Annotated in this window: 24 protein-coding genes; 4 read left to right on the forward strand and 20 right to left on the reverse strand. The window is 64.2% G+C overall.

The window, feature by feature from the left end:
• Positions 1–84: 84 nt before the first annotated feature.
• The 17 genes from urtA to GV818_RS18200 all read right to left on the reverse strand — a co-directional run bounded on the left by urtA (position 85) and on the right by GV818_RS18200 (position 16,400).
• Positions 85–1,350, reverse strand: a complete 1,266-nt coding sequence (urtA, locus tag GV818_RS18120; RefSeq protein ID WP_161777138.1) for an urea ABC transporter substrate-binding protein — start codon at positions 1,348–1,350, stop codon at positions 85–87.
• Between the two features lie 228 nt (positions 1,351–1,578).
• Positions 1,579–1,878 (reverse strand): hypothetical protein, encoded by a 300-nt coding sequence (locus GV818_RS18125; protein ID WP_161758751.1) that lies wholly within the window; start codon positions 1,876–1,878, stop codon positions 1,579–1,581.
• A 145-nt stretch (positions 1,879–2,023) separates the two neighbouring features.
• Positions 2,024–3,034, reverse strand: a complete 1,011-nt coding sequence (locus GV818_RS18130) for a FecCD family ABC transporter permease (protein ID WP_161758750.1) — start codon at positions 3,032–3,034, stop codon at positions 2,024–2,026.
• Positions 3,031–3,990: an ABC transporter substrate-binding protein gene (locus tag GV818_RS18135; RefSeq protein WP_161758749.1), complete on the reverse strand. Its 960-nt coding sequence runs from the start codon at positions 3,988–3,990 to the stop codon at positions 3,031–3,033. Before GV818_RS18135 ends, GV818_RS18130 begins: the two co-directional genes overlap by 4 nt.
• Positions 3,987–4,775, reverse strand: a complete 789-nt coding sequence (locus GV818_RS18140; protein WP_161758748.1) for an ABC transporter ATP-binding protein — start codon at positions 4,773–4,775, stop codon at positions 3,987–3,989. Before GV818_RS18140 ends, GV818_RS18135 begins: the two co-directional genes overlap by 4 nt.
• A gap of 41 nt (positions 4,776–4,816) precedes the next feature.
• The gene (locus GV818_RS18145) at positions 4,817–6,961 is read right to left on the reverse strand and encodes a TonB-dependent receptor (protein ID WP_161777139.1); all 2,145 of its coding nucleotides are present in this window, start codon (positions 6,959–6,961) and stop codon (positions 4,817–4,819) included.
• Positions 6,962–7,118: 157 nt separating this feature from the next.
• A complete protein-coding gene (locus GV818_RS18150) occupies positions 7,119–8,501 on the reverse strand; it encodes a PepSY-associated TM helix domain-containing protein (RefSeq protein WP_161777140.1) in 1,383 nt (460 codons plus the stop codon).
• A gap of 111 nt (positions 8,502–8,612) precedes the next feature.
• Positions 8,613–10,745 carry a TonB-dependent copper receptor gene (locus tag GV818_RS18155; protein WP_161758745.1) on the reverse strand — a complete coding sequence of 711 codons (2,133 nt, stop codon included), beginning with the start codon at positions 10,743–10,745 and terminating at the stop codon, positions 8,613–8,615.
• 88 nt (positions 10,746–10,833) lie between these two features.
• The gene (locus GV818_RS18160; RefSeq protein ID WP_178124988.1) at positions 10,834–11,265 is read right to left on the reverse strand and encodes a DUF2946 domain-containing protein; all 432 of its coding nucleotides are present in this window, start codon (positions 11,263–11,265) and stop codon (positions 10,834–10,836) included.
• A 34-nt stretch (positions 11,266–11,299) separates the two neighbouring features.
• Positions 11,300–11,794, reverse strand: coding sequence for a copper chaperone PCu(A)C (locus GV818_RS18165; protein ID WP_161777142.1), 495 nt, complete (start codon positions 11,792–11,794; stop codon positions 11,300–11,302).
• 49 nt (positions 11,795–11,843) lie between these two features.
• Entirely contained in the window at positions 11,844–12,242 is a 399-nt protein-coding gene (locus tag GV818_RS18170) for a DUF2946 domain-containing protein (protein ID WP_161777143.1), read from the reverse strand.
• A 100-nt stretch (positions 12,243–12,342) separates the two neighbouring features.
• A complete protein-coding gene (locus GV818_RS18175) occupies positions 12,343–12,633 on the reverse strand; it encodes an addiction module antidote protein (RefSeq protein ID WP_161758741.1) in 291 nt (96 codons plus the stop codon).
• A 3-nt stretch (positions 12,634–12,636) separates the two neighbouring features.
• Positions 12,637–12,939, reverse strand: a complete 303-nt coding sequence (locus tag GV818_RS18180) for a type II toxin-antitoxin system RelE/ParE family toxin (protein WP_161777144.1) — start codon at positions 12,937–12,939, stop codon at positions 12,637–12,639.
• A gap of 184 nt (positions 12,940–13,123) precedes the next feature.
• Entirely contained in the window at positions 13,124–13,852 is a 729-nt protein-coding gene (locus GV818_RS18185; RefSeq protein ID WP_161777145.1) for a cobalt-precorrin-6A reductase, read from the reverse strand.
• Positions 13,849–14,946, reverse strand: a complete 1,098-nt coding sequence (locus GV818_RS18190; protein ID WP_161777146.1) for a cobalt-precorrin-5B (C(1))-methyltransferase — start codon at positions 14,944–14,946, stop codon at positions 13,849–13,851. Before GV818_RS18190 ends, GV818_RS18185 begins: the two co-directional genes overlap by 4 nt.
• 93 nt (positions 14,947–15,039) lie before the next feature.
• Complete coding sequence (gene cbiE / locus GV818_RS18195; RefSeq protein ID WP_161777147.1) at positions 15,040–16,254, reverse strand: precorrin-6y C5,15-methyltransferase (decarboxylating) subunit CbiE; 1,215 nt, start codon at positions 16,252–16,254, stop codon at positions 15,040–15,042.
• The gene (locus GV818_RS18200) at positions 16,254–16,400 is read right to left on the reverse strand and encodes a hypothetical protein (protein WP_161758737.1); all 147 of its coding nucleotides are present in this window, start codon (positions 16,398–16,400) and stop codon (positions 16,254–16,256) included. Before GV818_RS18200 ends, cbiE begins: the two co-directional genes overlap by 1 nt.
• Between GV818_RS18200 and cobG the strand changes: the two genes are divergently transcribed.
• Genes cobG through cobJ form a run of 4 tightly spaced genes read left to right on the forward strand, consistent with a single transcriptional unit; the run spans position 16,393 to position 20,753 of the window.
• Positions 16,393–17,706, forward strand: a complete 1,314-nt coding sequence (gene cobG / locus GV818_RS18205) for a precorrin-3B synthase (RefSeq protein ID WP_161777148.1) — start codon at positions 16,393–16,395, stop codon at positions 17,704–17,706. The genes GV818_RS18200 and cobG overlap by 8 nt on opposite strands.
• Positions 17,699–18,325: a precorrin-8X methylmutase gene (locus tag GV818_RS18210; protein ID WP_161777149.1), complete on the forward strand. Its 627-nt coding sequence runs from the start codon at positions 17,699–17,701 to the stop codon at positions 18,323–18,325. Before cobG ends, GV818_RS18210 begins: the two co-directional genes overlap by 8 nt.
• Positions 18,325–19,056 carry a precorrin-2 C(20)-methyltransferase gene (locus tag GV818_RS18215; RefSeq protein WP_161758810.1) on the forward strand — a complete coding sequence of 244 codons (732 nt, stop codon included), beginning with the start codon at positions 18,325–18,327 and terminating at the stop codon, positions 19,054–19,056. Before GV818_RS18210 ends, GV818_RS18215 begins: the two co-directional genes overlap by 1 nt.
• On the forward strand, positions 19,056–20,753 hold the full coding sequence (gene cobJ, locus GV818_RS18220; RefSeq protein WP_161758734.1) for a precorrin-3B C(17)-methyltransferase: 1,698 nt from the start codon (positions 19,056–19,058) through the stop codon (positions 20,751–20,753). The genes GV818_RS18215 and cobJ overlap by 1 nt, the downstream gene beginning before the upstream one ends.
• A gap of 89 nt (positions 20,754–20,842) precedes the next feature.
• Here the strand turns inward: cobJ and GV818_RS18225 are convergent, their stop codons facing one another.
• The 3 genes from GV818_RS18225 to GV818_RS18235 are packed head-to-tail and all read right to left on the reverse strand — an operon-like array spanning position 20,843 to position 22,308.
• Positions 20,843–21,289, reverse strand: coding sequence for an SMI1/KNR4 family protein (locus tag GV818_RS18225; protein ID WP_161758733.1), 447 nt, complete (start codon positions 21,287–21,289; stop codon positions 20,843–20,845).
• Positions 21,286–21,831, reverse strand: a complete 546-nt coding sequence (locus tag GV818_RS18230; RefSeq protein WP_161758732.1) for a CPCC family cysteine-rich protein — start codon at positions 21,829–21,831, stop codon at positions 21,286–21,288. The genes GV818_RS18225 and GV818_RS18230 overlap by 4 nt, the downstream gene beginning before the upstream one ends.
• A gap of 24 nt (positions 21,832–21,855) precedes the next feature.
• Entirely contained in the window at positions 21,856–22,308 is a 453-nt protein-coding gene (locus tag GV818_RS18235) for a hypothetical protein (protein WP_161758731.1), read from the reverse strand.
• Positions 22,309–22,312 lie beyond the last annotated feature (4 nt).

Below are 22,312 nucleotides of genomic sequence, written 5' to 3' on the forward strand. Positions count from 1 at the left end.
GCCGGGCGGTTTCGTTGGAGGTCCTGCGGACCTCATCGCGAGCAAGCTCGCTCCTACAGGGAAGGCGTCAGGCCTGGGGCTGGATCAGTTGCTCTTGACTGCGTAGTCCGGCTTCTTGTCGTTGCCCGGGATGAACGGGCTCCAGGGCTGGGCGCGGATCGGGCCCTCGGTCTGCCACACCACGTTGAACTGACCGTCGGGCTGGATCTCGCCGATCATCACCGGCTTGTGCAGGTGGTGGTTGGTCTGGTCCATGGTCAGGGTGTAGCCCGAAGGGGCGGCGAAGGTCTGACCGGCCAGGGCTTCGCGGACCTTGTCTACATCGGTGGACTTGGCTTTCTCCACTGCCTGGGCCCACATGTGGATGCCCACGTAGGTGGCTTCCATCGGGTCGTTGGTCACCGCCTTGTCCGCACCCGGCAGGTTCTTGGCCTTGGCGTAAGCCTTCCAGTCAGCGACGAATTTCTGGTTGACCGGGTTCTCCACCGACTCGAAGTAGTTCCATGCCGCCAGGTTGCCCACCAGCGGCTTGGTGTCGATGCCGCGCAATTCCTCTTCACCCACGGAGAAGGCCACTACCGGTACATCGGTGGCTTTCAGCCCCTGGTTGGCCAACTCCTTGTAGAAGGGCACATTGGAGTCGCCATTGACCGTGGAGATCACCGCGGTCTTGCCGCCGGCGGAGAACTTCTTGATGTTGGCGACGATGGTTTGATAGTCGCTGTGGCCGAACGGGGTGTAGACCTCTTCGATGTCCTTGTCGGCCACGCCTTTGGAATGCAGGAACGAACGCAGGATCTTGTTGGTGGTGCGTGGGTAGACGTAGTCGGTGCCCAGCAGGAAGAAACGCTTGGCGCTGCCACCGTCCTCGCTCATCAGGTATTGCACTGCCGGGATTGCCTGTTGGTTCGGCGCTGCACCGGTGTAGAACACGTTGGGCGACATTTCTTCGCCTTCGTACTGCACCGGGTAGAACAACAGGCCGTTGAGTTCCTCGAACACTGGCAGCACCGACTTGCGCGACACCGAAGTCCAGCAGCCAAACACCACTGCGACCTTGTCCTGGGTCAGCAACTGTCGGCCCTTCTCGGCGAACAGCGGCCAGTTCGAGGCCGGGTCCACCACCACCGGTTCCAGCAGCTTGCCGTTGACCCCGCCCTTGGCATTGATCTCGTCGATGGTCATCAGCGCCATGTCCTTGAGGGACGTTTCGGAGATCGCCATGGTTCCCGACAGTGAGTGCAGGATCCCCACCTTGATGGTCTCGGCGGCCTGGACGGTCCAGGTCATGCCCATCGCGGCGATCGATGCCGTGAGGGTGAAAGCCTTGAGCACGCTACGACGCTTCATTGTGCGATCTCCATGAACTCTTGAATTGTTTTGAGAGGCAGATGCGGACTACTGAAGGGCTGTTTTGCAAGGGGTGTGCCGAGTCGGCGCAAGGCATGAAAAACCTTGCTTTACGGGCAGGCGCAGGGCCGGCGATGCCCCAAGAGGAGGCCTTGAGCGGAGGATGGTGCGTGGGGGTGCGTCATTGTGGTGCTGCCGCTGGGCGGCAGCCGTGGCTGGAGGAAGGCTTCAATTCACGCCAGGGAAGGCGTCGACATACTTGATGGTGAAGTCCGGGAAAGAGTCGACGATCTGGATCTTGTAATCGGGAAAACTGTTGACGATCTTCCACTTGCCCGCCGAGTCGGGAAAGGCGTTGACCTGCTTCACCTTCAGGTCGGGAAAGGAGTTCACCACCTTGACCTTGTAGTCCGGGAAGCTGTTGACGAGCTGGATGTTGCCGTAGATTTTCGAGACATCGACAGGCGTGGCGGCCAAGGCGCCAAGAGAGGTACCGAGCAGCACTGCCAGGAGCGCGGTTTTAAGCATGAGACTCATCCTGAGAGATTGAAGGGCTAGATCTTAAAGCACGGGCAACGATTGTAGGAGCTGGCTTGCCAGCGAAGAGGCCCTCGATCCTGGCACAAGGCTCACGGGTGCCTTCGCCGGCAAGCCGGCTCCTACAGGGGCGAGCTTAGCGGCGGCGCATCAGGCCGATGAAGAACACCCCGCCAATGGCTGCGGTGGCCACACCGATGGGCAGGTCCTCGGGGGCGATCAGAGTGCGCGCGGCCACATCGACCCAGACCAGGAACAGGCTACCCAGCAGTACGCATACCGGCAGCAGGCGCCGGTGCTCGGCGCCCACCAGGCGCCGGGCAATGTGCGGCACCATCAGCCCGACAAAACCGATGGAGCCGCTGATGGACACCAGCACCCCAGTCATCAGCGAGGCGATCAGGAACACCTTCAGGCGCACGTTGCGTGCATTCAGGCCCAGGGTCACGGCGGTCTGTTCACCGGCCATCAGCGCATTCAACGGGCGGGCCATGCCCAGTAGCAACAACAGCCCCAGCAACACGCTGGTGGCAGGAATCGCCAGCAGCTCCCAGCGCGCCAGGCCCAGGCCTCCGAGCATCCAGAACATCACCGCGGAACTGGCCCGGTGATCGCCCATGAACAGCAGCAGGTTGGCCGCCGCCATCATCACGAACGACACCGCCACGCCGCACAGCAGCAGGCGGTCGCTGTCGAGGCGGCCGTTGCGGGCGGCGATGCCCAGCACCAGGAGCATGCTCGCCAGGGCCCCGATAAAGGCTGCCAGGGGCAAGGTCAGCAGGCCGATGATCTGCCCCACATGCAGGACCACGATCACTGCTCCAAGGGTGGCACCGGAGGTCACTCCCAAGAGGTGCGGGTCGGCCAGCGGATTGCGGGTCACCGCTTGCAGCACCGCGCCGATCAGCGCCAGCCCGGCCCCCACCAGGGCGCCGAGGAGCATGCGCGGCACGCGGATCAGCCAGACGATATGTTCCTGGCCCGGGCTCCAGTCTGCTGCACCCAGGCCCAGGGCCTTGTGCAGGAGAATCCGCCAGACCACATCCACCGGCACCCGCGCCGGGCCAAAGCCCAGGGACAGCACGCAGGACACCAGCAGCAGGGCGCCGAGGATCAGCAACAGCCAGGCATAACGACCGTTGATCATTCGCCGTGGAAGCCCTTGGCCAGGGTTTCCACCGCCAGCACGTTGTCGATGCCCGGTGTGGCCTGCACGTAGGGGATGACGATGAAGCGCTGGTTCTTGATCGCGTCGACCCCTTGCAGGGCCGGGTTGTCGAGCAGGAACTGCTGCTTCTGTTCGGCGGTGACTTCGCTGTAGTCGACGATCACGATCACCTGCGGGTTGCGTTCGACCACGGTCTCCCAGTTGATCCGCGTCCAGCTGGCCTCGACGTCATCGAGGATGTTGTGCCCGCCAGCGGCATCGATCAGCGCTTGTGGCATGCCCAGGCGACCCGAGGTCATGGCCCGGTCTTCGCCACTGTCATAGAGGAACACCCGGGGCTTGTCCTTGGGCAGGTCCTGCTGGACCTGCGCCACTTGCTGCTGCATCTGCGCGATCAGTGCGTTGGCGCGGTCCTGCACATTGAAGATTTTTCCCAGGTTGCGCAGGTCGTTGTAGGTGTCGTCGAGGCTGGCCGCCGGGCGCTTCATCACGAAGGCGCAGGATTCGGTCAGTTCATAGACATTGATGCCCAGCGGAGCCAGGGTCTGCGGGGTCAGGTCGCCGCCGACGCGCATGCCGTAGTCCCAGCCGGCGAAGAAGAAGTCGACGTTGGCGTTGAGCAGGGTTTCCACCGAGGGGTACTTGGCCGCCAGCTCCGGCAGGCCGTCCAGCAGGGCGCCCATTTCCGGGGTCACGGCTTTCCAGCCGCTGACCCCGCTGTAGCCCACCATGCGCGGCTTGAGCCCCAGGGCGAGCATCATCTGGGTCATGTTGATGTCATGGCTGAGGGCGTGCTGCGGTGCTTGCTTGAAGGTCACCTCGCGGTTACAGCTGTTGATGGTCAGCGGGTAACGAGTGGCCTCGGCGAAGGCCTGGGCAGCCCCCAGCGACAGGGCGATAAACAGGCTGGAGCGAAGCAGGGAGCGCAAGGTCATGGTTGGGTGATCCAGGTGATTCGTGGGTAGCCAGACAGGGGGTGGGAGTCGATCAGTGCCGCGACTCCGAACACCTCGCGCAACAGCTCGACAGTGAGCACTTCGGCAGGCGTGCCGCTGGCGACGATGCGCCCGTGATCGAGGACATACAGGCGGTCGCAGAAGGCCGCGGCCAGGTTCAGATCATGGATGCTGGCCAGGGTGCCGATGCCCAGGTGCTTGACCCGTTGCAGAAGCTCCAGCTGGTAGCGCGGGTCGAGGTGATTGGTGGGTTCGTCGAGGATCAGCAGTTGCGGCTGTTGGGCCAGGGCCCGGGCCAGGATCACCCGTTGCTTTTCACCCCCGGACAAGGTGGCGAAGGCGTGATGCTCGAAGCCCAGCAGGCCCACCGACTCCAGGGCCTCGCGGGCGATACGGCGGTCCTCCAGGGTGTCGCCGTCGAACAGGCCCTTGTGCGGGGTGCGGCCCATGGCGACCACTTCCTCGACGGTCAGGCCGAAGGCGTCGGGGAACTCCTGGAGCACCACGGCGATGCGTTGTGCGCACCAGCGTGGCGACTGCTTCCACACATTGTGCTGGGCCAGTTGCACTTCGCCCTGCTGCGGTTTGCTGAAGCGATAGGCACACCGCAACAGGCTGGTCTTGCCGCTGCCGTTGGGGCCGATCAGGCCGACAAACTCCCCGGCCGCCACCTGCAGGCTGGCCTCACGCAGCTGGAACTGGTGATGACAGTGACCCTGGCCCAGGGGCGTCCAGGCCAGGTTGGTGAGGTTCAGCGAGGTCATGCCATGTCCGTGTGAGCCCCGCGCCGTGGCGTCGGGAGTAGTTAAAAGGTGTAGTCGGCGGTGACGAAGAACGAGCGCGGTTCGCCGAGTATCCATTGCTGGCCGTCATTGTATTGGCTTTGCGCGTACTGGCGGTCAAACAGGTTGTTCAATTGCAGGCCCAGGGTGGTATTGCGCAGGGCTTTCCACGACAGGGTCGCGTCCACCACGGTGTAGCCAGGCAGTTCATTCTGGTTGGCCATGTCGGCGTAGCGCGCGTCCACGTAACGCACCCCGGCACCGGCCCGCAGGTCATCGGTGATGGCCTTGCTCAGCCACAGGTTGGCGGTACGGCGGGGGACGTCCATCGGGCGATTGCCGTCGCGGGAAACCTGCTGACCGTCTACTACCTGAGTGAAGTCGTCGTACTGGGCACGGACGATGGCGGCGTTGGCCTGTAGCTGCCAGGCGTGGGGCAGTTGCAGGTCGAGGCTGGCTTCCAGGCCGTTGGACGATTGCTGGCCGACCTGATCCTTATGCTGTGGGACGCCGGCAATTTGCGGGACATCGATCAGCAGTTTCTTTTTGACAATGTGATAGGCGGCCAGGGTCCATTCGCCGCGCTGGTCCCAGAAGGCCTGCTTGAGGCCGATCTCGGTCTGTTTAGCATTGGAGAGGTCGAACTGTTGTTGGCTCGGGCTCAGGGAAATCAGTCCGCCGACGCCATCGGTGCTGGTGGAGTACTGCCCGTACAGGGAGGTATCCGGCGTCACCGCGAATACCAGCCCGGCTTTCCAGTTGTTGCCCGTCAGGGTCCTGTCATCCCGTCCGCCCTTCGCCAGGTCATCACGGTCCACATGCGCATAGTCACGGCGTATACCGGTCACCAGGGACCAGCGTTCGCTCAACTGCAGGCGGTTTTCGGCAAAGCCGGAGATTTGCCGGGTGGTGGTCTTGAACTGATCGATGTAGGGGCTGGCGCTGACAAACCCGCCCTTGGCTGGGTGATACAGGTCGATGGGATCGCCACTGCTCAGCACATCGTTGAACGGCGAATTGCTTTTCATATGAAAGCGGATTCGGTTGTAGTCCATCCCCACCAGGGTCTGGCTGTCGAGGCCGAACAGCGAGTGCTTGAAGGTGAAGGTCTGGCGATCGCCAACCTGTTCCTGCTGGTGGCCGATGCCGTAGTAACCGCTACGGGTCAGTTGGTGATCTGCAGTGTTGAAATTGTAGTTTTCGGCATTCTGCCAGCGGCGCTGGGCCTTGAGGTAGTACAGCTCGTTGCTGGCGCTGACGTTGTCGGAAATCTGCCATTCGCTGGTCAGGCGGGTCCACTGGTCGTTGTAGTGCTGCTTGTTATTGCTGACGTTGTAATTCTTGTCCCGCAGGCTCTTGTGGAATTGTCCGTCGATCAGTGGCGTGCCGAAGTAGTTCATCGGGTTCTGGTCGCCATAATCGTGGGCCAGGGTAAAGGCCAGGTCATCGCGGGCCTGCCAGCGCAGGGCGGCGCTGACGAAATCGCCGGAGGAATCGCCACGGTCGATCCAGCCGTTGCTGCGCAGGCGATTGAGGTTCAACCGGTAGCTCAAGGTGTCGTTCAGGGAGCCGCCGCTGTCCAGGGCCTGTTGCTGGCGATCGAAGGAACCGTAGCCCAGGCGCAGGTGGTTTTCGATTTCGCCGCTGAAGGGCTTTTTCGGCACGGTGTTGATCACCGCGCCAGTGGCGCCTTCGCCATACAGCACCGAGGCCGGGCCACGCAGGACGTCAACCCGTTCCACTGCCCAGCTGTCCACCGGAAAGGTCACGGTACCCATGCCGGTGTACATGCGGTTGCCGTCATAGAGCTGCATCACCGAGCTCTGCCCGGTAAAGCCCCGTGCCGACAGTGAGGTGCCACCGTCCCCCGGGGTGCCGGTGCGGCTGATTCCAGCGCTGCGCGAGACCGCGTCCTGGATACTGCGATCGCCCCGGGCGCGGATCTGCTCGCCACTGAGGCTGTCGGTGCTGGCCGGGGTTTCCAGGGCGCTGAGACCCAGGCGTGAGCCGGCGCTGGTTGGCGTCTTCAGGCTGATGTGGTCGGCGGTTTCGCTGGCTGGGGCCGAGATGGTGCCGGCGGGCAGGGTCAGGGCGGTGCCGGCCTCGGTCGCCTGGGCCAGGGACGGTAGGGCGAGCAGGCAGAGGCTGGGCAGGAGGTACTTGTTCATCGGGACGGTGAATCGCTTCTTCGAGAGGGTTGCCCGCAGTGGGGGGATACTGCGGGCAAGGATCTTACACTTAAGTGTTATAAAGTAACATTATAACTGTGCGCGGCTTAAGCGCCGAAATTGTACAGACCTCTCTAGAACGCGCATCTCAGCTGCTTCATGTTGAAGATGAGGCAGATTCAGGCCCACGGTTGAAGCGTGAGAGCAGCAGCCGATCCAGCAGCCATACCGCGATCAATGAAGCCCCCACCAACGGGAAGACCAGGGCTAGCAGAGCCATGATCAGCATCGCGGTTTTCCACTTTGGCAGATCGTGGCGCAGCGGCGGGACGCCGAGTCGACCTTGAGGACGACGCTTCCACCACATGACGATGCCGCTCACGGCACTGAGCAGGATCATCAGGCACACCACCAGCACGATGATCTGGTTGACGCGGCCGAACATCTTGCCCTCATGCAGCATCACTCCCATTTCGGTGGCCCGGGCCACGTTGCTGTAGTGCTGCCAGCGCACATCGGCGAGGACCTTGCCGGTGTATTGGTCGACATGCAAGGTGGCGTCGTTGCGTGGGTCATCGGCGAATACGGCGATGGTGAACACCCCGATCGCGGTGGTCGGCAGGGTGATGCTGTAGCCCGGCTCCACCTGGCGCTGGTGGGCGATATCCTGGACCGCCTGCAGGCTGATGCCCGGTGCTGCCGGTGCCGCATCCGCGGCGTTGTGTGCCATGTGTTCGGCGTGGTCGCCGGAGAGCGGCATCGGGGTGTTTTCCAAGGCCCAGGGCACAGTCTGACGGGTTGCGCTGTTGAGCTCTCCGGCTTGCTGGTTGGAGGTTGGCACGTTGTTCCACATCGCCACCGGGAAGCGGTTCCACAGATCGGCATACTGCTTGCCCCAGACGCCGGTCCAGGTCATGCCGCTCAGCAGCATCAGCAGCAGGAAGGCGGCGCCCCAGAAACCCAGCACGCTGTGCAGGTCGCGCCAGAACAGGCGGCCGCGAGCATTGAAGCGCGGCCACAGCACCCCCGCCGAGGATTGGCCCCGGGGCCACCACAGGTACAGGCCGGAGACCACCAGGACGATGCCCCAGCCCGCGGCCAGTTCCACCAGCCGATCACCGACGGTACCCATCATCAGTTCGCCATGAATGGCCCGGGCCACAGCCTGCAGGTTGCGCTTGGCATCCTGCTCGCCGAGCACGTCCCCGTGGTAGGGATCGATGAACACGTTGAGCTCGTGGCCCGCGTCCTGCACCACGAACTGGGCACTGCGCTCGGCGTCGATGGGTGGCAGGTACTGTTTGACCTGGCCCTTGGGATAGGCCGATTGCACCCGTTGCAGCAACTCATCGGCGCTGAGGCTGTGATGCCCGGCGGGGACTTTGAGCAGGCTGCCGTACATCAGCGGATCCAGTTGCGGCTTGAACAGGTAGACGATACCGGTCAGGGCCAGCATCACCATGAAGGGGGCGACGAACAGCCCGGCGTAGAAATGCCAGCGCCAGGCCAGGTTGTAGAAAGACACTTTGGGTCGATTCATCAGGGAACGCTCCGCAGGGCAATGGATCTGTTTTTATGGGGCGGTTGTTACCGCCTGTTCACCGGCCAGCCGACTCCTGGGTGCAGGAGCCGGCTGGCCGGCGAAGGATGTTCAGAAGCTCAGGTCGACCTTGGTCCAGAGCGTGCGCCCCGGTTCATTGATGGCCTGTGGGTCATTGGCCGGGTAGCCGAAGCCGGCGTTGCCCGCCAGGTTCAAGTGCTCGGCGTAAGCCTTGCCGAACAGGTTGTCGACGCCGGTGCTGACCTTGAGGTTCTTGTTGATCCGGTAGGCACCGTTGAGGGAGAACACCCCGAAGCCGCCGCTCTTGCCGAAGTCCTTGCCGACCACGTTGCCCTTGTTCAGGTCGACCCGGTTCTGTGCTGCCACCACTCGCCACAAGGCGCCGGCGCTCCAGTTGTCCTCGCTGTAGGTCAGGCCGAAGCGCGCATCCAGTGGCGGCATCTGCGGCAGGGCCTTGCCATCGCTGCTGTTCTTGCCCCAGGCATAGGCCAGGGTCGCGTCGGCTTTCCAGTTGGAGGTCAGTTTGTAGGCCGCGCCCAGTTCGCCGCCCATGATTCGCGCGTTGATGTTTTCGGCCTTGGACATGGTCATGCCCATCATTGCGGTTCGGTAGTCGAACAGGATGTAGTCGCGTACCTGGCCGATGTAGCCCGAGGCCCAGGCCTCCAGGTCGGCGGTCTGGTATTGCAGGCCGAAGTCCAGTTGGGTGGTTTTTTCCGGCTTGATCGAATCAAACGCATTCACCGAGCCGGCCGGGCCCATCTTCGGTGAGAACAGCTCCCAGTAGTCGGGGAAGCGCTGGGTGTGGCCGATGCCGGCATAGACCGTGGTCGGGCTGTCGGCCAAGTCATGCTCGTAACGCACGAAACCGCTGGGCAGGGTGTCGGCGCGGGTGTCGCCTGCGGTGGGGTTGGGGCGGCTCATCATTCCCGAGCCGATGTTCTGGCGGTAGTCCTTGGCCGAGGCGCGGTCGACCCGGGCGCCGGTGATCAGGCGATCCCGTTCTGCGGCGTACCAGGTCAGTTCGCTGAAGACGCCATAATTGTGGAAGTCGGCGTCCTTGGTCCGTGGCAGTTGCTTGTAGGTATCGATGCCGCTGCTGGCGCGGTTGCGATGCTCGCTGGTCTGCGCATCCATGCCGCTGATCAGCTGTACATCGGCCCAGCGCCAGGTGGCCTTGATCCGCGCGCCGAGGGTGCGACGGTCGACGTTGGAGGCCATGGGGCCGGCCATCTTCCCGGTGCCGGACGGAGTGCGCAGGCTGTAGTTGTCCATCACGTGGTCGGCGTAGTTGTAGTAGACCTGGGCCTCGACCTTGTCCAGCACCTCGCCGAGGTTGGATTTCTCGAAGCGCAGGCCCAGGCTTTCGCGCTTGAACTGCGAGCCGTCCATGCCGCGGCCAGCGTAGCGGGCTTCGCCATCGCCCTTGCCGGCAGTGAGCTCCAGCAGGGTGTCGGCGTCCGGGGTCCAGCCCAGGGCCACGTCACCGTTCCACTTGTCGTAGCGCGAGGCCACGGTGTCGTTGTTGCCATCCTTGTAGTCGTCGGAATGTGCGGTGTTGCCGATCACCCGCACATAACCCAGGGGCCCGCCAGCGGCGGCGTCCAGGGTCTTGTCGAAGCGCCCGTTGGAACCGGCCAACAGGCTGGCGTTGACTCGGGTCCCGAGCTCGCCGAAGTGCTCCGGCTCACGCTCGAAGAGCACCGTGCCGGCGGAGGCACCTGGGCCCCAGAGCACAGTCTGCGGTCCCTTGATCACCGTCAGCTTGTCGTAGGTTTCTGGTGAAATGTAGGACGTCGGGGCGTCCATGCGACCCGGGCAGGCGCCGAGCATCATGCCGCCGTTGGTCAGGATATTCAGCCGTGAGCCGAACATGCCCCGCAGCACCGGGTCGCCGTTGGTACCGCCGTTGCGCACCAGGGCGAAGCCGGGGATGGTCTTCAGGTAGTCGCCGCCGTCACTGGCCGGGACCGGCTGGCGCGGGTCCTTGGGGTTGGTGACCACGGTCAGGGGCGAGCTGGGGGCGATGGCGGTGATCACCGTCGGGCTCAGTTCGTTGATGTGTTGGGAATGGTCCGTCGGGGCGTCGTCGGCCAGGGCCAGGGGGGTCAGCAACACGCCGCAGAACACGGCGAGGGCACGGTTGAAACCCTGGCGCGAAGGGCTCAGGGCAAAGGACTTGGAAGGCAGGGCAACGCCCAGGCGAGTATTAGCAGAAAACATAGATGTTCCATCGATCGGTCTTGAATGACACGGCCGCGAATACGCGGTTGTCGCGATGACAGCCGGCCGTGTGAGTTGAGCGGGAGACTCAGGCGATGATCGGTGGGGCGCGGGTCAGTGCGCCGGGGAACACGGTCTGCCGGGTGTGGCCCAGGCGCGTGGCGGGGATCAGGAAAGACTGGGTAGGGGGCGCCGACAGGGCTGCGAACGACAGGCTCGAGGGCAGCGCCGGGCAGTTGAACAGCAGGCTGCAGTAGCCGCATTTCTCCCAGAGCACATGCTGCTCGCCCTGGGACTTGCCGTGTTCCGAGTGCTGCGGGGCTTCACCGTGACAGCCGGGCGCACTGTCGCCCATGTCCATCGCAACGGACATGTTCATCGGCATCGCGTGATCCATCGGCATCGACTGGGAAATCAGCGGGCCGATAAAGATCATCAACATGGCGAACAGGCTGAGCCAGCTGCCGCGGCGGACTCGGAGCGAGTCTCGACGCGGCACGGGGCACCTGACGCCAGGCATACGCGGGGCGTTCACGGTAGAGGCCGGTCAGTACTTACTGGGCGTGCTTATGCTCTGGCGTGGTCTCTGGCGCTTGCTTCTGCACTGCCACTTCGACGGTCACCTCACCGGACTTCTCGAAGTGCAGGGTCAGCGGGAAGCGCTTGCCATCGGTGAGCAGGCTGCGGTCCTTAAGCTCCATCAGCATCACGTGGTAGCCCATGGGGGCGAACTTCACTTCGCCGTTGGCAGGTACGGCAACCTTGTCCACTTGTTGCATCTTCATCAGGTCGCCCTGCATGACGTGCTCATGCAGCTCGGCCCTGCCGGCAATCGGGGAGTCGACGCTGAGCAGGGTGTCGGCATTCTTGCCCGGGTTGTGCACCACGAAGTAGGCCGCGACGGTCGGCGCGTTCGGCGGCAGCTCCTGGGACCAGGGGTGGGCGATTTGCAACTCGCCGGCCTTGTAGTCATGGGCGGTGGCGAAACAGGCAGGCAGCAGCAACGCGGCCAGCAGCAGGGATTGCTTGACCAGGGACGGTTTCAACATGGCGGTTCTCCAGAACGATTCAAAAACGCAGATCACTTGCGAAAGGGAATCATGCCAGAGGTGGGGCACCAGGGTTCAGGCTGGGCCATTGCTGGCGCAGCGTGAGCATTTCGATCTTCGGTTGCGGGGCGCCCGGCAGGGCGGCGAAGCGAACGAAATTCAGCTGGGGCGGATGGCCGGGCAAGGCCACCAGAGGGGCCGAACCGGAGCAGCACCAGCAGTGCTGCATGTTCGAGTGGTCGTCATTCTGTGGCGCATTCTGCTCAAGCTTGCCCAGGGAAATGGCCACCAGCTTGGTGCCGCTGGCCGAGCAGAAGCTGCCCCACAGCAGTTGTTCGTCCAGCCCTTGGCCAGTGCGCTGCATGGCCCCGGAAAGCGGCATGGCAAGCATGTTGAACAGCACTGCGAAGCAGGCGATCCAGGCAAATGCGAGCCGTTGTCGGGACATGATGGACGATCCGTCGGTTGAGCGATCAGGTGGGTATTTAGCCTGATCGCTGTGGATAAGTAAAAAAACACCGTGTGCGGTGTGGTGTCGCAGTGCCGGCTCAGGCAGGGCTGACGTGGAGCTTCAGCCCCAGGGCCTTCATGACCTTGATGATCGTTGCGAACTCGGGATTGCCCTGGCTGCCTAGGGCCTTGTACAGGCTCTCGCGGCCCAGGCCGGTGTCACGTGCGACCTGGGTCATGCCCCGGGCTCGGGCGATGTCGTTGAGTGCGGCGCGGATCAGTACGCCATCGCCGCTGTCTTCCTCGAAGCAGGCGTCGAGGTAGGCGACCATGTCTTCAGGGGTCTTGAGATATTCTGCCGCGTCGAAGCGGCTCACTGGGGTACGCATGTTTCAGCCCTCGCTCTTGAGGTCGTGAGCCAGCTGCCTGGCCCGTTGGATATCGCGACTTTGGGTGGCTTTGTCGCCACCGATCAACAACAGGTAGATCGTCTGGGCGCGGCGCGAAAAGTACACCCGATAACCCGGGCCGCGATGAATGCGCATCTCATGAACACCTTCACCCACGGGTTCACAGTCGCCGAACCGGCCCAGTTGTGCAGCCCTGATCCGGGCCAGCACGCGGGTTTTTCCTTGGGGGTCTTTCAGACGTACAAGCCAGCGGGTGAACTCCTGAGTCTGCTCAAAGATGAACATGGCGACTGTATTCCTTGGGATACGAGCTGGCAAGTCATTCGCCAGACTTAAACGCAGTGGAGCGACGACCGGACCTGAAGCGGGTGCGGTCGCTGCTGAACCTTTCCAAGGAGGCTAAAATATTGCCGGGCCAGTCGCTGCCAGGGGTTTCCCAAGAGTGTGTGGGGTACGACGCCTTTGTCTGTCAGGCGTAGGCCAGTTGACTCAGGGCGGCCAGGACCTCGGTCACGCTGGCAAAGCTGCGGTCGACCTCGGGCAGGTCGGGGCGCTTGAGCACCAGGACCGGTACCCCGCGTTCGCGAGCCACTTCCAGCTTGGGCTCGGTGGCGCTGCTGCCGCTGTTCTTGCTGATCAGCACATCGATTTGCCGACGCTCGAACAGTTCGCGCTCGTCCGCGATCAGGAACGGCCCGCGCGCACCAATCACTTCACAGCGCGGGTTGCCGGGGTACGCCTCCAGGGCGCGCAGGGTCCAGAACTGTTCGGGAGGGATTTCATCCAGGTGCTGCAAGGGTTCGCGGCCGAGGGTGAACAGGGGGCGCTTGAATGGCTGCAGGGTCTGTACCAGGTGTGACCAGTCGGCTACTTCACGCCAGTCATCGCCCGCCTGGGGTTGCCAGGCGGGGCGCCGCAGGGCCCAGCAGGGCACGCCGCTGAGCGCTGCAGCGGCCACGGCATTGGCGCTGATCTGCGCGGCATAGGGGTGAGTGGCGTCCAGCAACAGGCTGATCCGTTGCTCGCGAATAAAGCCTGCCAGGCCCTCGGCACCGCCGTAACCGCCGACCCGCACCTGGCAGGCCAGGTCGCTGGGCACCCGGCCGACGCCGGCCAGGCTGTAGATATGTTGCGGACCCAGGGTGCGGGCGATGGCCAGTGCCTCGGTGACCCCGCCCAACAACAGGATGCGGGTCATTGCAACGCTCCGGCGTGGCCGACGATGCCGCCCTGGCGATCGATGGCGAAGACTTCCACCTGGACCTGGGGCGGCACCACGCTGCGGGCGAAGTCCAGGGCGTGCTGGCACACCGCGTTGCCCAGGGCGACCCCGGCAGCGCTGGCCATGGCCAGCGCCTGCTGGCTGGTGTTGGCCTCGCGGATGGCCTGTTGCAGGGCCGGATCGGCGCCCACTTCAGCAGCCCATTGCGCCAGTTGTGGCAAGTCGATGCTGGAGTGGCGGCTGTGCAGGTCCATGTGCCCGGCCGCCAGCTTGCTGATCTTGCCGAAGCCACCACACAGGCTGAGTTTGGCCACCGGCACTTTGCGCAGGTGCTTGAGCACTGCGCCGACAAAATCGCCCATTTCGATCAGGGCGATTTCCGGCAGCCCATAGACCCGGCGCATGGTGTCCTCACTGGCGTTGCCGGTGCAGGCGGCGATGTGCTGGTAGCCATTGGTCTTGGCCACATCGATGCCCTGGTGGATCGAAGCGATATAGGCTGCGCAGGAGAAGGGCCGGACAATGCCACTGGTGCCCAGGATCGACAACCCACCGAGAATCCCCAGGCGCGGGTTCATGGTTTTCAGGGCCAGGGCTTCACCGCCCTCGACATTCACCGTGACTTCGAAGCCGCCGGCGTAGGCTTGCTCCTCGGCGAGTCGCTGCAGATGCTCGCTGATCATCCGCCGCGGTACCGGATTGATCGCCGGCTCGCCCACTGCCAGGACCAGGCCGGGGCGGGTCACGGTGCCGACCCCTGAGCCTGCGACGAAGCGAATTCCCGGTTCGCGGGTCAGGCACACCTGGGAGTACAGCAGGGCGCCGTGGGTAACATCCGGATCGTCGCCGGCGTCCTTGAGGGTTCCGGCTTCGGCGCCGTCTACGGTGTGGCGGCAGAACTCCAGGCGCATCTGTACCTGCTTGCCCTTGGGCAGGACGATATCCACCGCATCCGCGTTGACGCCCGCCAACAGCAGGCGAGCAGCGGCCAGGCTGGTGGCGGTGGCGCAACTGCCGGTGGTCAGGCCACTGCGCAGGGGCGTGGGCTGCTCAGCCGTTTCCTCACGCATAGCGCACACCCTGCAAGGGCGAGCGTGCCCGTGAACAAGCGTTTGCGCACCCGCACGAGGACGCGTTCGCAGGCAAGCCCGCGGCTACCAGGGTCATGGCAATTCCTGGGGTTTTTGCAGGTCCAGCAGGGTGATCGGCAAGGCTTGGCGCCAGGTGTCGAATTCCCCCAGGGGCTGGGCCTGGGCGATATGGATGCGGGTCAGTTCACCGCCGTGCCGGTCACGCCAGTCCATCAAGGTCATTTCGCTTTGCAGGGTCACCGCATTGGCCACCAGGCGTCCGCCAGGCTTGAGTTGTTCCCAGCAGGCCTGCAGTACGCCGTCACGGGTCACGCCGCCGCCGATGAACACCGCGTCCGGACGCTCCAGCCCGACCAGGGCCTGGGGTGCGCTGCCGCGAATCAGTTGCAGTCCGGGCACTCCAAGCACTTCGCGGTTGTGTTCGATCAACTGTTGGCGGCCAGTGTCGGCCTCGATGGCCAGGGCTCGGCAGCTAGGGTGCGCGCGCATCCATTCGATGCCGATGGAGCCGCTGCCGGCCCCCACATCCCAGAGCAATTCACCGGGCACCGGAGCCAGGCGCGCCAGGGTGATGGCGCGCACGTCGCGCTTGGTCAGTTGGCCGTCGTGCTGAAAGGCTGCGTCAGGCAGGCCGGCCAGGCGCGACAGACGCAGCGTATTGGGCTCGGCCCGGCATTCGATGGCCAGCAGGTTCAGGTCGGCAATCGGTGGATCGCTCCAGTCATTGGCAGTGCCATCTACCCGTCGCTCCAGTGGCCCTCCCAGGTGCTCCAGCACACTGATCCGGCTCGGGCCGAAGCCGCGTTCACGCAGCAGACCGGCGATGGCCGCCGGGCTGTGGCCGTCATTGCTCAGCACCAGCAGGCGTACGCCGCTGAACAGCTGTGCATTGAGCGCGGCGATTGGCCGCGCCACCACCGACAGGGTGACCACTTCCTGCAGCGGCCAGCCCAGGCGTGCGGCAGCCAGGGAATAAGCGGAAGGGAAGGGCAGCACCTGCAGTTCATGCGCCGGCAGTTGCCGCGCCAGGCTGGCACCGACGCCGAACAGCATCGGGTCGCCGCTGGCCAGCACGCAGACTGCTGTGCCCCGCTGGCTCAGCACTGGCTCCAGTGAAAACGGGCTGGGCCACAGCTGGCGCTCGCCACGGATGCACGCCGGCAGCAGATCCAGCTGGCGCTGGCCGCCGACGATCCGCGAGGCCCCCAGCAGGGCGTGACGGGCATTCCTGCCCAGGCCCTTGAAGCCGTCTTCACCGATTCCCACTACTGTCAGCCAGGGCGACATCACTTTTCCTCGAACATAAAACCTGATGTTCCGACAGGCAGGCTTTTCATGCCTTCGGACAAAGCAGGCATAATACCGCGCCTTCGCTGACGAAGCGCTTTTCCCACACTGCCGGCCACCCCTTTGAACGAACGCTCGATGTCCACTGCCATCCGTCCCTCGGCTTGCCCGGGGTTGCTGCGCATCGTCCCGGCGCTGGACGGTGGCATCTGCCGGATCAAGCTGGCGGGCGGGGCCATCAGCGCGACCCAGGCGCTGGCGGTGGCCGATGCAGCGCAGGCTTATGCCGGCGGGGTGATCGAGGCCACCAATCGCGCCAACCTGCAGATTCGCGGCATTGGTGCGGAGCATCAGGCGTTGATCGCCAAACTGCTGGCGGCCGGCCTGGGACCGACCTCCGCCGCCGGCGACGATGTGCGCAACCTGATGCTCAGCCCCAGCGCCGGGATTGACCCGCTGCGGCTGCTGGACACCCGGCCCCTGGCCGGGCAGATCCTCGAGACCTTGCAGAGCCATCCGCGCTTCCACGAGTTGTCGGCCAAGTTTGCCGTGCAACTCGACGGCGGCGAGGCCCTGGCCATGCTCGAGCATCACCACGATCTGTGGCTGGCGGCCCTTGAGCGCGACGGACAATTGCTGCTGGCCTTTGGCTTGGCCGGTTGCCCTGTGGATAAACCTGTAGCCGCGGTGCCGCTGGAGCAGGGCCACGAGCTGCTGGTGGCGGTGCTCGAGCTGTTCCTCGAACAGGCCCTGCCCGAGCAGACGCGCATGCGTCATTTGCTGGCGCAAATGCCGGTGAGCGATTTTGTCGCGCTGCTGGATCAGCGTTTGAGTCGTCCCTTGTTGAACATCGATGGCTGGCAGCGCCCGGCCGCCGCCGAAGGCCTGCACCTGGGAACTTATCCACAGAGCGACAGCGGGCGGGTGTATGTCGGCGCGGTCACGCCCTTGGGACGCCTCGATCCCGACATGCTCAAGGGCGTCGCGCAGTTGGCGCAGCGTTACGGCGACGCCAGCCTGCGTTTCACCCCCTGGCAGAGCCTGCTGCTGCCCTTCATTGCCCTGGCGGACGCTCCGGCAGTCACTGCGCAGTTGAGTCAACTGGGCCTGCTGTGCAGCCCTGGGCAGGCCTTGGCCCATCTGATTGCCTGCACCGGTTCCAATGGTTGCGGCAAGGCCCTGGCCGAGACCAAGGGCGATGCCGTCAGGCTGGCAGCCTTGCTGCAACGTCACGGCCGCTGCCTGGATGTGCACCTGTCGGCCTGTTCGCGCTCCTGTGCTGCCGCCCATGTGGCTGCGGCCACCTTGCTGGCCGTGGCCCCCGGGCGCTATGACGTTTATTTTCGCGATGCCGCGCAGCCGGGTTTCGGCACGTTGCACGCACGTAACCTTTCTATTGAAGCGGCAGAGGCTGTACTTGAAGCCCGCCCACGGAGTCACCTTGATGATTGATTACATCCGCGACGGTCAGGAGATCTATCGCAACTCCTTCGCGATCATCCGCGAAGAAGCCAGGCTCGATCGCATTCCTGCCGACCTGGAAAAACTCGCGGTGCGCGTGATCCACGCCTGCGGCATGGTCGAGGCCATCGACGGCCTGCAGTTCTCGGCAGGCGCAGGCAAGGCCGGGCGCGATGCCCTGGCCGCCGGTGCACCGATCCTCTGCGATGCGCGGATGGTCTGCGAAGGCATCACGCGGGCGCGTTTGCCCGCCAACAATCAGGTGATCTGCACCCTGCGCGACGACAGCGTGCCGGAGCTGGCCCGGGAGCTGGGCAACACCCGCTCGGCGGCGGCCCTGGAGCTGTGGCGCCCGCACCTGGAAGGCAGCGTGGTGGTGATCGGCAACGCCCCCACCGCGTTGTTCTACCTGTTGGAAATGCTCGATGCCGGGGCACCGAAACCCGCACTGATCCTCGGCTTCCCGGTGGGTTTTGTCGGCGCCGCCGAATCCAAGGCGATGCTCGCTGCGGACAGCCGGGGCGTGCCCTTCGTGATCATGCAGGGTCGCCTCGGTGGCAGCGCCATGGCCGCCGCCGCCGTCAATGCCCTGGCCACGGAGATCGAATGATGCAGCAACCTGGACGTTTGATCGGCCTCGGCGTCGGCCCCGGTGACCCGGAACTGATTACTGTCAAAGCCCTGCGCCTGCTGCGTGAGTCGCCGGTGGTGGCGTATTTCGTCGCCAAGGGCAAAAAGGGCAACGCCTTCGGTATCATCGAGGCGCACCTGCAACAAGCCCAGACCTTGATGCCGCTGGTGTATCCGGTGACCACCGAAGTGCTGGAGGCGCCGCTGTCCTATGAACAGATAATCAGCGATTTCTACGACAGTGCCAGCGAGGCATTGGCGGTACACCTGGACGCCGGCCGCGATGTGGCGGTGATCTGTGAAGGTGACCCGTTCTTCTACGGTTCCTACATGTACCTGCATGACCGCCTGGCCGAACGCTATCAGGCCGAAGTAGTGCCGGGCGTGTGTTCGATGCTTGGTGGTGCCTCGGTACTGGGCGCCCCGTTGGTGTATCGCAACCAGAGCCTGTCGGTGCTCTCCGGCGTGCTGCCCCATGACGAGCTCAAGCGGCGCCTGGCGGATGCCGATGCGGCGGTGGTGATGAAGCTGGGGCGCAACTTCCCCAAGGTGCGCCAGGTACTGCAGGAGCTGGGTCTGGCGCAGCGAGCGTTGTATGTCGAGCGCGCGACCATGGCCAACCAGAAGATCGTGCCCCTGGATGAGGTGGAGCCGATGTCTTCGCCGTACTTCTCGCTGATCATCGTTCCCGGCGAAAGGTGGCAAGGCTGATGGCCCGTTTGATTCCGGCCATCGTGATCCTTGGCCAAGGCAGCCTGAATACCGCGCGTCAGATCCAGCAGCTGTATCCCGATGCGCTGATTTACGGCCTGGCGGAGCGGGTCGAAGGCGCGGACCGGGTCTACGCCGAATTTGGTGCGACCCTGCGCCAGTTGTACCAACAGGACACGCCGATCATTGCCCTGTGTGCGGCGGGCATCGTCATCCGTACCCTGGCGCCGCTGCTGCTGGAAAAAGGCGCCGAGCCGCCGGTACTGGCGGTGGCCGAAGACGGCAGTGCCGTGGTGCCACTGCTCGGCGGCTTGGGCGGCGTCAACCTCATGGCCCGGGAAATCGCCGCGGGCCTGGGGGTGGCGGCGGCCATCACCACCAGCGGTGAACTGCGCTTTGGCACCTGCCTGTTGAACCCGCCGAGTGGCTATGCCCTGGGCGATCTGGAACTGGGCAAACGCTTTGTTTCCGACCTGCTGGGCGGCGAAAGCGTGCGCATCGAAGGCGCTGCACCGTGGCTGGCGCAAGCCAAGTTGCCGCAAGACCAGCAAGCACGCCTGACCATCCGCGTCGGCTCCGCTGAGCGTGAAGCTGCGGCCAATGAGCTGCTGATCTACCCGCGCAGTGTGCTGATTGCCTGCAACGGCAAACTGACCGGCGCCGATGCGCTGCGCGATGCCTTGCATCAGAAGACAATTGCCGTGCAATCCCTCGCTTGCTTGCTGGCCCCTGATAGCGACATGGCCAACCGCACCCTGCATCAAGCCGCTGCTGAACTGGGCGTGCCCCTGCGTTTTTCCTCGGCGCCGGGCAGCGTTGTGGAACTGGCACAACAGGCCGTGCCACAACTGCTGCCGGCCCTCAGCGTGAGCGACGACATCGCTATTGCCGTGGCCAGCCAGCCTCTGGACCCCGAGCAGATCGGCCGTCCGCGTGGCCGCCTCGCGGTGATCGGTCTCGGCCCTGGGGCTGCGGAGTTGATGGTGCCAGCGGTCAAGGCCGAACTGGCCCGGGCCAACGATATCCTCGGCTACGAAACCTACGTGCGCATGGCTGGCCCGTTCCGCGCCGATCAGGTCATGCACTGCACCGACAACCGCGAAGAAATGCAGCGCGCGCGGCATGCCTTTGAACTGGCGGCTCAAGGCCGCTCAGTGGTGGTGGTGTCGTCCGGTGACCCGGGCGTATTCGCCATGGCCGCTGCGGTACTGGAAGCGCTGCACGAGTCCAGCGACCCGGCTTGGCACAACGTCGACCTGGAAATGCTCCCCGGTGTCTCCGCCTCCCTGGCCACCGCTGCACAGGCCGGTGCGCCTTTGGGGCACGACTTCTGCGTGCTGTCGCTGTCGGACAACCTCAAGCCCTGGGAGATCATCGAGAAACGTTTGGACCTGGCATCCCAGGCTGACCTGGCCCTGGCCTTCTATAACCCGATCTCCCGCTCCCGGCCGTGGCAACTGGGGCGGGCCCTGGAAATCGTGCGCCAGCATCGGACGCCGCAAACCCCGGTGGTGCTGGGGCGCGATATCGGCCGTCCGGGGCAGACCCTGCGGGTGATCACCCTGGGCGAGTTGACTCCGGAGCAAGTGGATATGCGCACCATGGTGCTGGTGGGCTCGTCCACCACCTGTGTGTTTCCACGCGCAGAAGGCGGCGAGTGGGTATACACGCCGCGCTGGTACGGCCAGAAGCCCTGAACTCAGCCCTGCTGGAAGCCGCTTGCCGGCGATAGCGATCTGGCGGTCGCCTTCGCCGGCAAGCCGACTCCTACGGTACGGCGGAGGGGCTAGTCATCATCCGGAGCATCGGCTGACAGCAGCCAGGTGACAAACTCGAAGAAGCTGCCCCACCTGGCCGGCATGCGTCCGGCGACAAAGTCCTCCCAGTTCTCGAGGCCAAAATCCCAGACGCCGCCAGAGTCCTTGTCCAGCAAGTAGCCGCCTTCGGCTTGCAATGAGGTGAAGGCGATAAAGTTCTTTGGCAGCTCCCACACTTCATGGATGAATTCAGTGCCGATGAGGATCTGCTCGGTGGGCTCGGCGATGTCCATCAGCACTTCGTAGCTCGCCCGGCTTTCGAAGTCGGCGGGGTGGCAGGCCAGGTAGATCTGCGCGAACTCGCTGTCCAGGGCAATGCCCAGCGTCTTCAGTGCGTGGGTCACCTTGGCGGTTTCGATGCGGGGCCTGGGGTTTGGCTGGGCTTCGATCAATGCCATCAGTTGCTTGGGAATCATCGGGCGTTCTCGCTGGCCCGTGGCCATTTGTCCAAGGGTAAAGTATCCCGGCTTCGGGCGAATTGTTCCCGAGCCTGGCGCAGGGTCATGTGGTTCGGCCCGCTCAGTGCATCGGCGGCATTGCTGCCGTCATCTTCCCAGTGGCACAGGTCACAGATTTCATACTCGCCGCGCGCGCCCAAGGTCAGATAACCGCAGCAAGGGCAGGCGAGCAGCGGCTCGACTGGCTCGTCGACCTGGTGTTCGCCACAGCCGGCTTCAAGCAGGCAGCGGGTCAAGTACTGGGCGGTGACGCTGCGGTATTCCGCGCGCAGGTTGAGCAGTATCAGTGGGTCATAGTGCGGGTCTTGCACGTTTTCGGGGGGCTCCTGATGCTGCAACAGTTCTTGGCGCAGGGTTGCCGGGAGCGTTGCGAACTCAGGGTCGCCGTCATCGATGCTCCACCTGTTCAAGAGCTGGTCGTAGCGCTCTAGCGCAGAGAGGGACAGCAGGCGCTGTCGGCTCAAGCGGTCGATGGCGGCGAGGCGGGTAAGTTTTTCCATGGGCACTCGGCCTGGGTGTTCAGTTTATGGCCAGACCAGAGTCAACTGGTCGGGCCGCTCGATGGGGATTCGTACCCTGACCCCGGATGTCGACTCGGCTTGGATGTGCTGGTCGTGGATTTCTACCCGGCTGAAGGGGTTGGTGTCCCGGAAGGTAATCAACCAGATCAGTTTGTCCGAGCCCTTTTCCTGCAATGCCAGGAAGCCGTCGCCGCCATAGCCGGCAGTCTCGCCGCCTTTGGCGTAAAAAGGCTGCGGGCCGTCGGCGGAAAATCCCAGGGGCGTGACGAAGTCAGGTTCATCCGGGCGGGGATAATCCAGGGCCGGAATCCAGACTTTGTTGAGCGGTTGGGAATGTGCGTAGGGCAGGTCGAACAGGCAGTAGAAACCGCTGTTCAGGATCAGGGCGTTTCCCCGTGGGAAGCACTCGTCCTGCCATTGCTCCTGTACGAAAGCAGCGTCGGCGCTGTAGGGCATTGTG

This window comes from Pseudomonas sp. Fl4BN1 (assembly GCF_009908285.1).
Taxonomy (GTDB): Bacteria; Pseudomonadota; Gammaproteobacteria; order Pseudomonadales; family Pseudomonadaceae; genus Aquipseudomonas.

Excerpts from the sequence above, each read along its gene's own strand:
- GV818_RS18190 (WP_161777146.1), bottom strand. The coding sequence starts at position 14,946 with ATGCGTGAGGAAACGGCTGAGCAGCCCACGCCCCTGCGCAGTGGCCTG.
- GV818_RS18160 (WP_178124988.1), bottom strand. The coding sequence starts at position 11,265 with ATGCCTGGCGTCAGGTGCCCCGTGCCGCGTCGAGACTCGCTCCGAGTC.
- GV818_RS18185 (WP_161777145.1), bottom strand. The coding sequence starts at position 13,852 with ATGACCCGCATCCTGTTGTTGGGCGGGGTCACCGAGGCACTGGCCATC.
- GV818_RS18150 (WP_161777140.1), bottom strand. The coding sequence starts at position 8,501 with ATGAATCGACCCAAAGTGTCTTTCTACAACCTGGCCTGGCGCTGGCAT.
- GV818_RS18230 (WP_161758732.1), bottom strand. The coding sequence starts at position 21,831 with ATGGAAAAACTTACCCGCCTCGCCGCCATCGACCGCTTGAGCCGACAG.
- GV818_RS18225 (WP_161758733.1), bottom strand. The coding sequence starts at position 21,289 with ATGATTCCCAAGCAACTGATGGCATTGATCGAAGCCCAGCCAAACCCC.
- cbiE (WP_161777147.1), bottom strand. The coding sequence starts at position 16,254 with ATGTCGCCCTGGCTGACAGTAGTGGGAATCGGTGAAGACGGCTTCAAG.
- GV818_RS18180 (WP_161777144.1), bottom strand. The coding sequence starts at position 12,939 with ATGTTCATCTTTGAGCAGACTCAGGAGTTCACCCGCTGGCTTGTACGT.
- GV818_RS18130 (WP_161758750.1), bottom strand. The coding sequence starts at position 3,034 with ATGATCAACGGTCGTTATGCCTGGCTGTTGCTGATCCTCGGCGCCCTG.
- GV818_RS18175 (WP_161758741.1), bottom strand. The coding sequence starts at position 12,633 with ATGCGTACCCCAGTGAGCCGCTTCGACGCGGCAGAATATCTCAAGACC.
- GV818_RS18210 (WP_161777149.1), top strand. The coding sequence starts at position 17,699 with ATGATTGATTACATCCGCGACGGTCAGGAGATCTATCGCAACTCCTTC.
- GV818_RS18170 (WP_161777143.1), bottom strand. The coding sequence starts at position 12,242 with ATGTCCCGACAACGGCTCGCATTTGCCTGGATCGCCTGCTTCGCAGTG.
- GV818_RS18145 (WP_161777139.1), bottom strand. The coding sequence starts at position 6,961 with ATGAACAAGTACCTCCTGCCCAGCCTCTGCCTGCTCGCCCTACCGTCC.
- GV818_RS18140 (WP_161758748.1), bottom strand. The coding sequence starts at position 4,775 with ATGACCTCGCTGAACCTCACCAACCTGGCCTGGACGCCCCTGGGCCAG.
- GV818_RS18165 (WP_161777142.1), bottom strand. The coding sequence starts at position 11,794 with ATGTTGAAACCGTCCCTGGTCAAGCAATCCCTGCTGCTGGCCGCGTTG.
- GV818_RS18235 (WP_161758731.1), bottom strand. The coding sequence starts at position 22,308 with ATGCCCTACAGCGCCGACGCTGCTTTCGTACAGGAGCAATGGCAGGAC.
- GV818_RS18215 (WP_161758810.1), top strand. The coding sequence starts at position 18,325 with ATGCAGCAACCTGGACGTTTGATCGGCCTCGGCGTCGGCCCCGGTGAC.
- GV818_RS18135 (WP_161758749.1), bottom strand. The coding sequence starts at position 3,990 with ATGACCTTGCGCTCCCTGCTTCGCTCCAGCCTGTTTATCGCCCTGTCG.
- cobG (WP_161777148.1), top strand. The coding sequence starts at position 16,393 with ATGTCCACTGCCATCCGTCCCTCGGCTTGCCCGGGGTTGCTGCGCATC.
- GV818_RS18155 (WP_161758745.1), bottom strand. The coding sequence starts at position 10,745 with ATGTTTTCTGCTAATACTCGCCTGGGCGTTGCCCTGCCTTCCAAGTCC.
- cobJ (WP_161758734.1), top strand. The coding sequence starts at position 19,056 with ATGGCCCGTTTGATTCCGGCCATCGTGATCCTTGGCCAAGGCAGCCTG.
- GV818_RS18125 (WP_161758751.1), bottom strand. The coding sequence starts at position 1,878 with ATGCTTAAAACCGCGCTCCTGGCAGTGCTGCTCGGTACCTCTCTTGGC.
- urtA (WP_161777138.1), bottom strand. The coding sequence starts at position 1,350 with ATGAAGCGTCGTAGCGTGCTCAAGGCTTTCACCCTCACGGCATCGATC.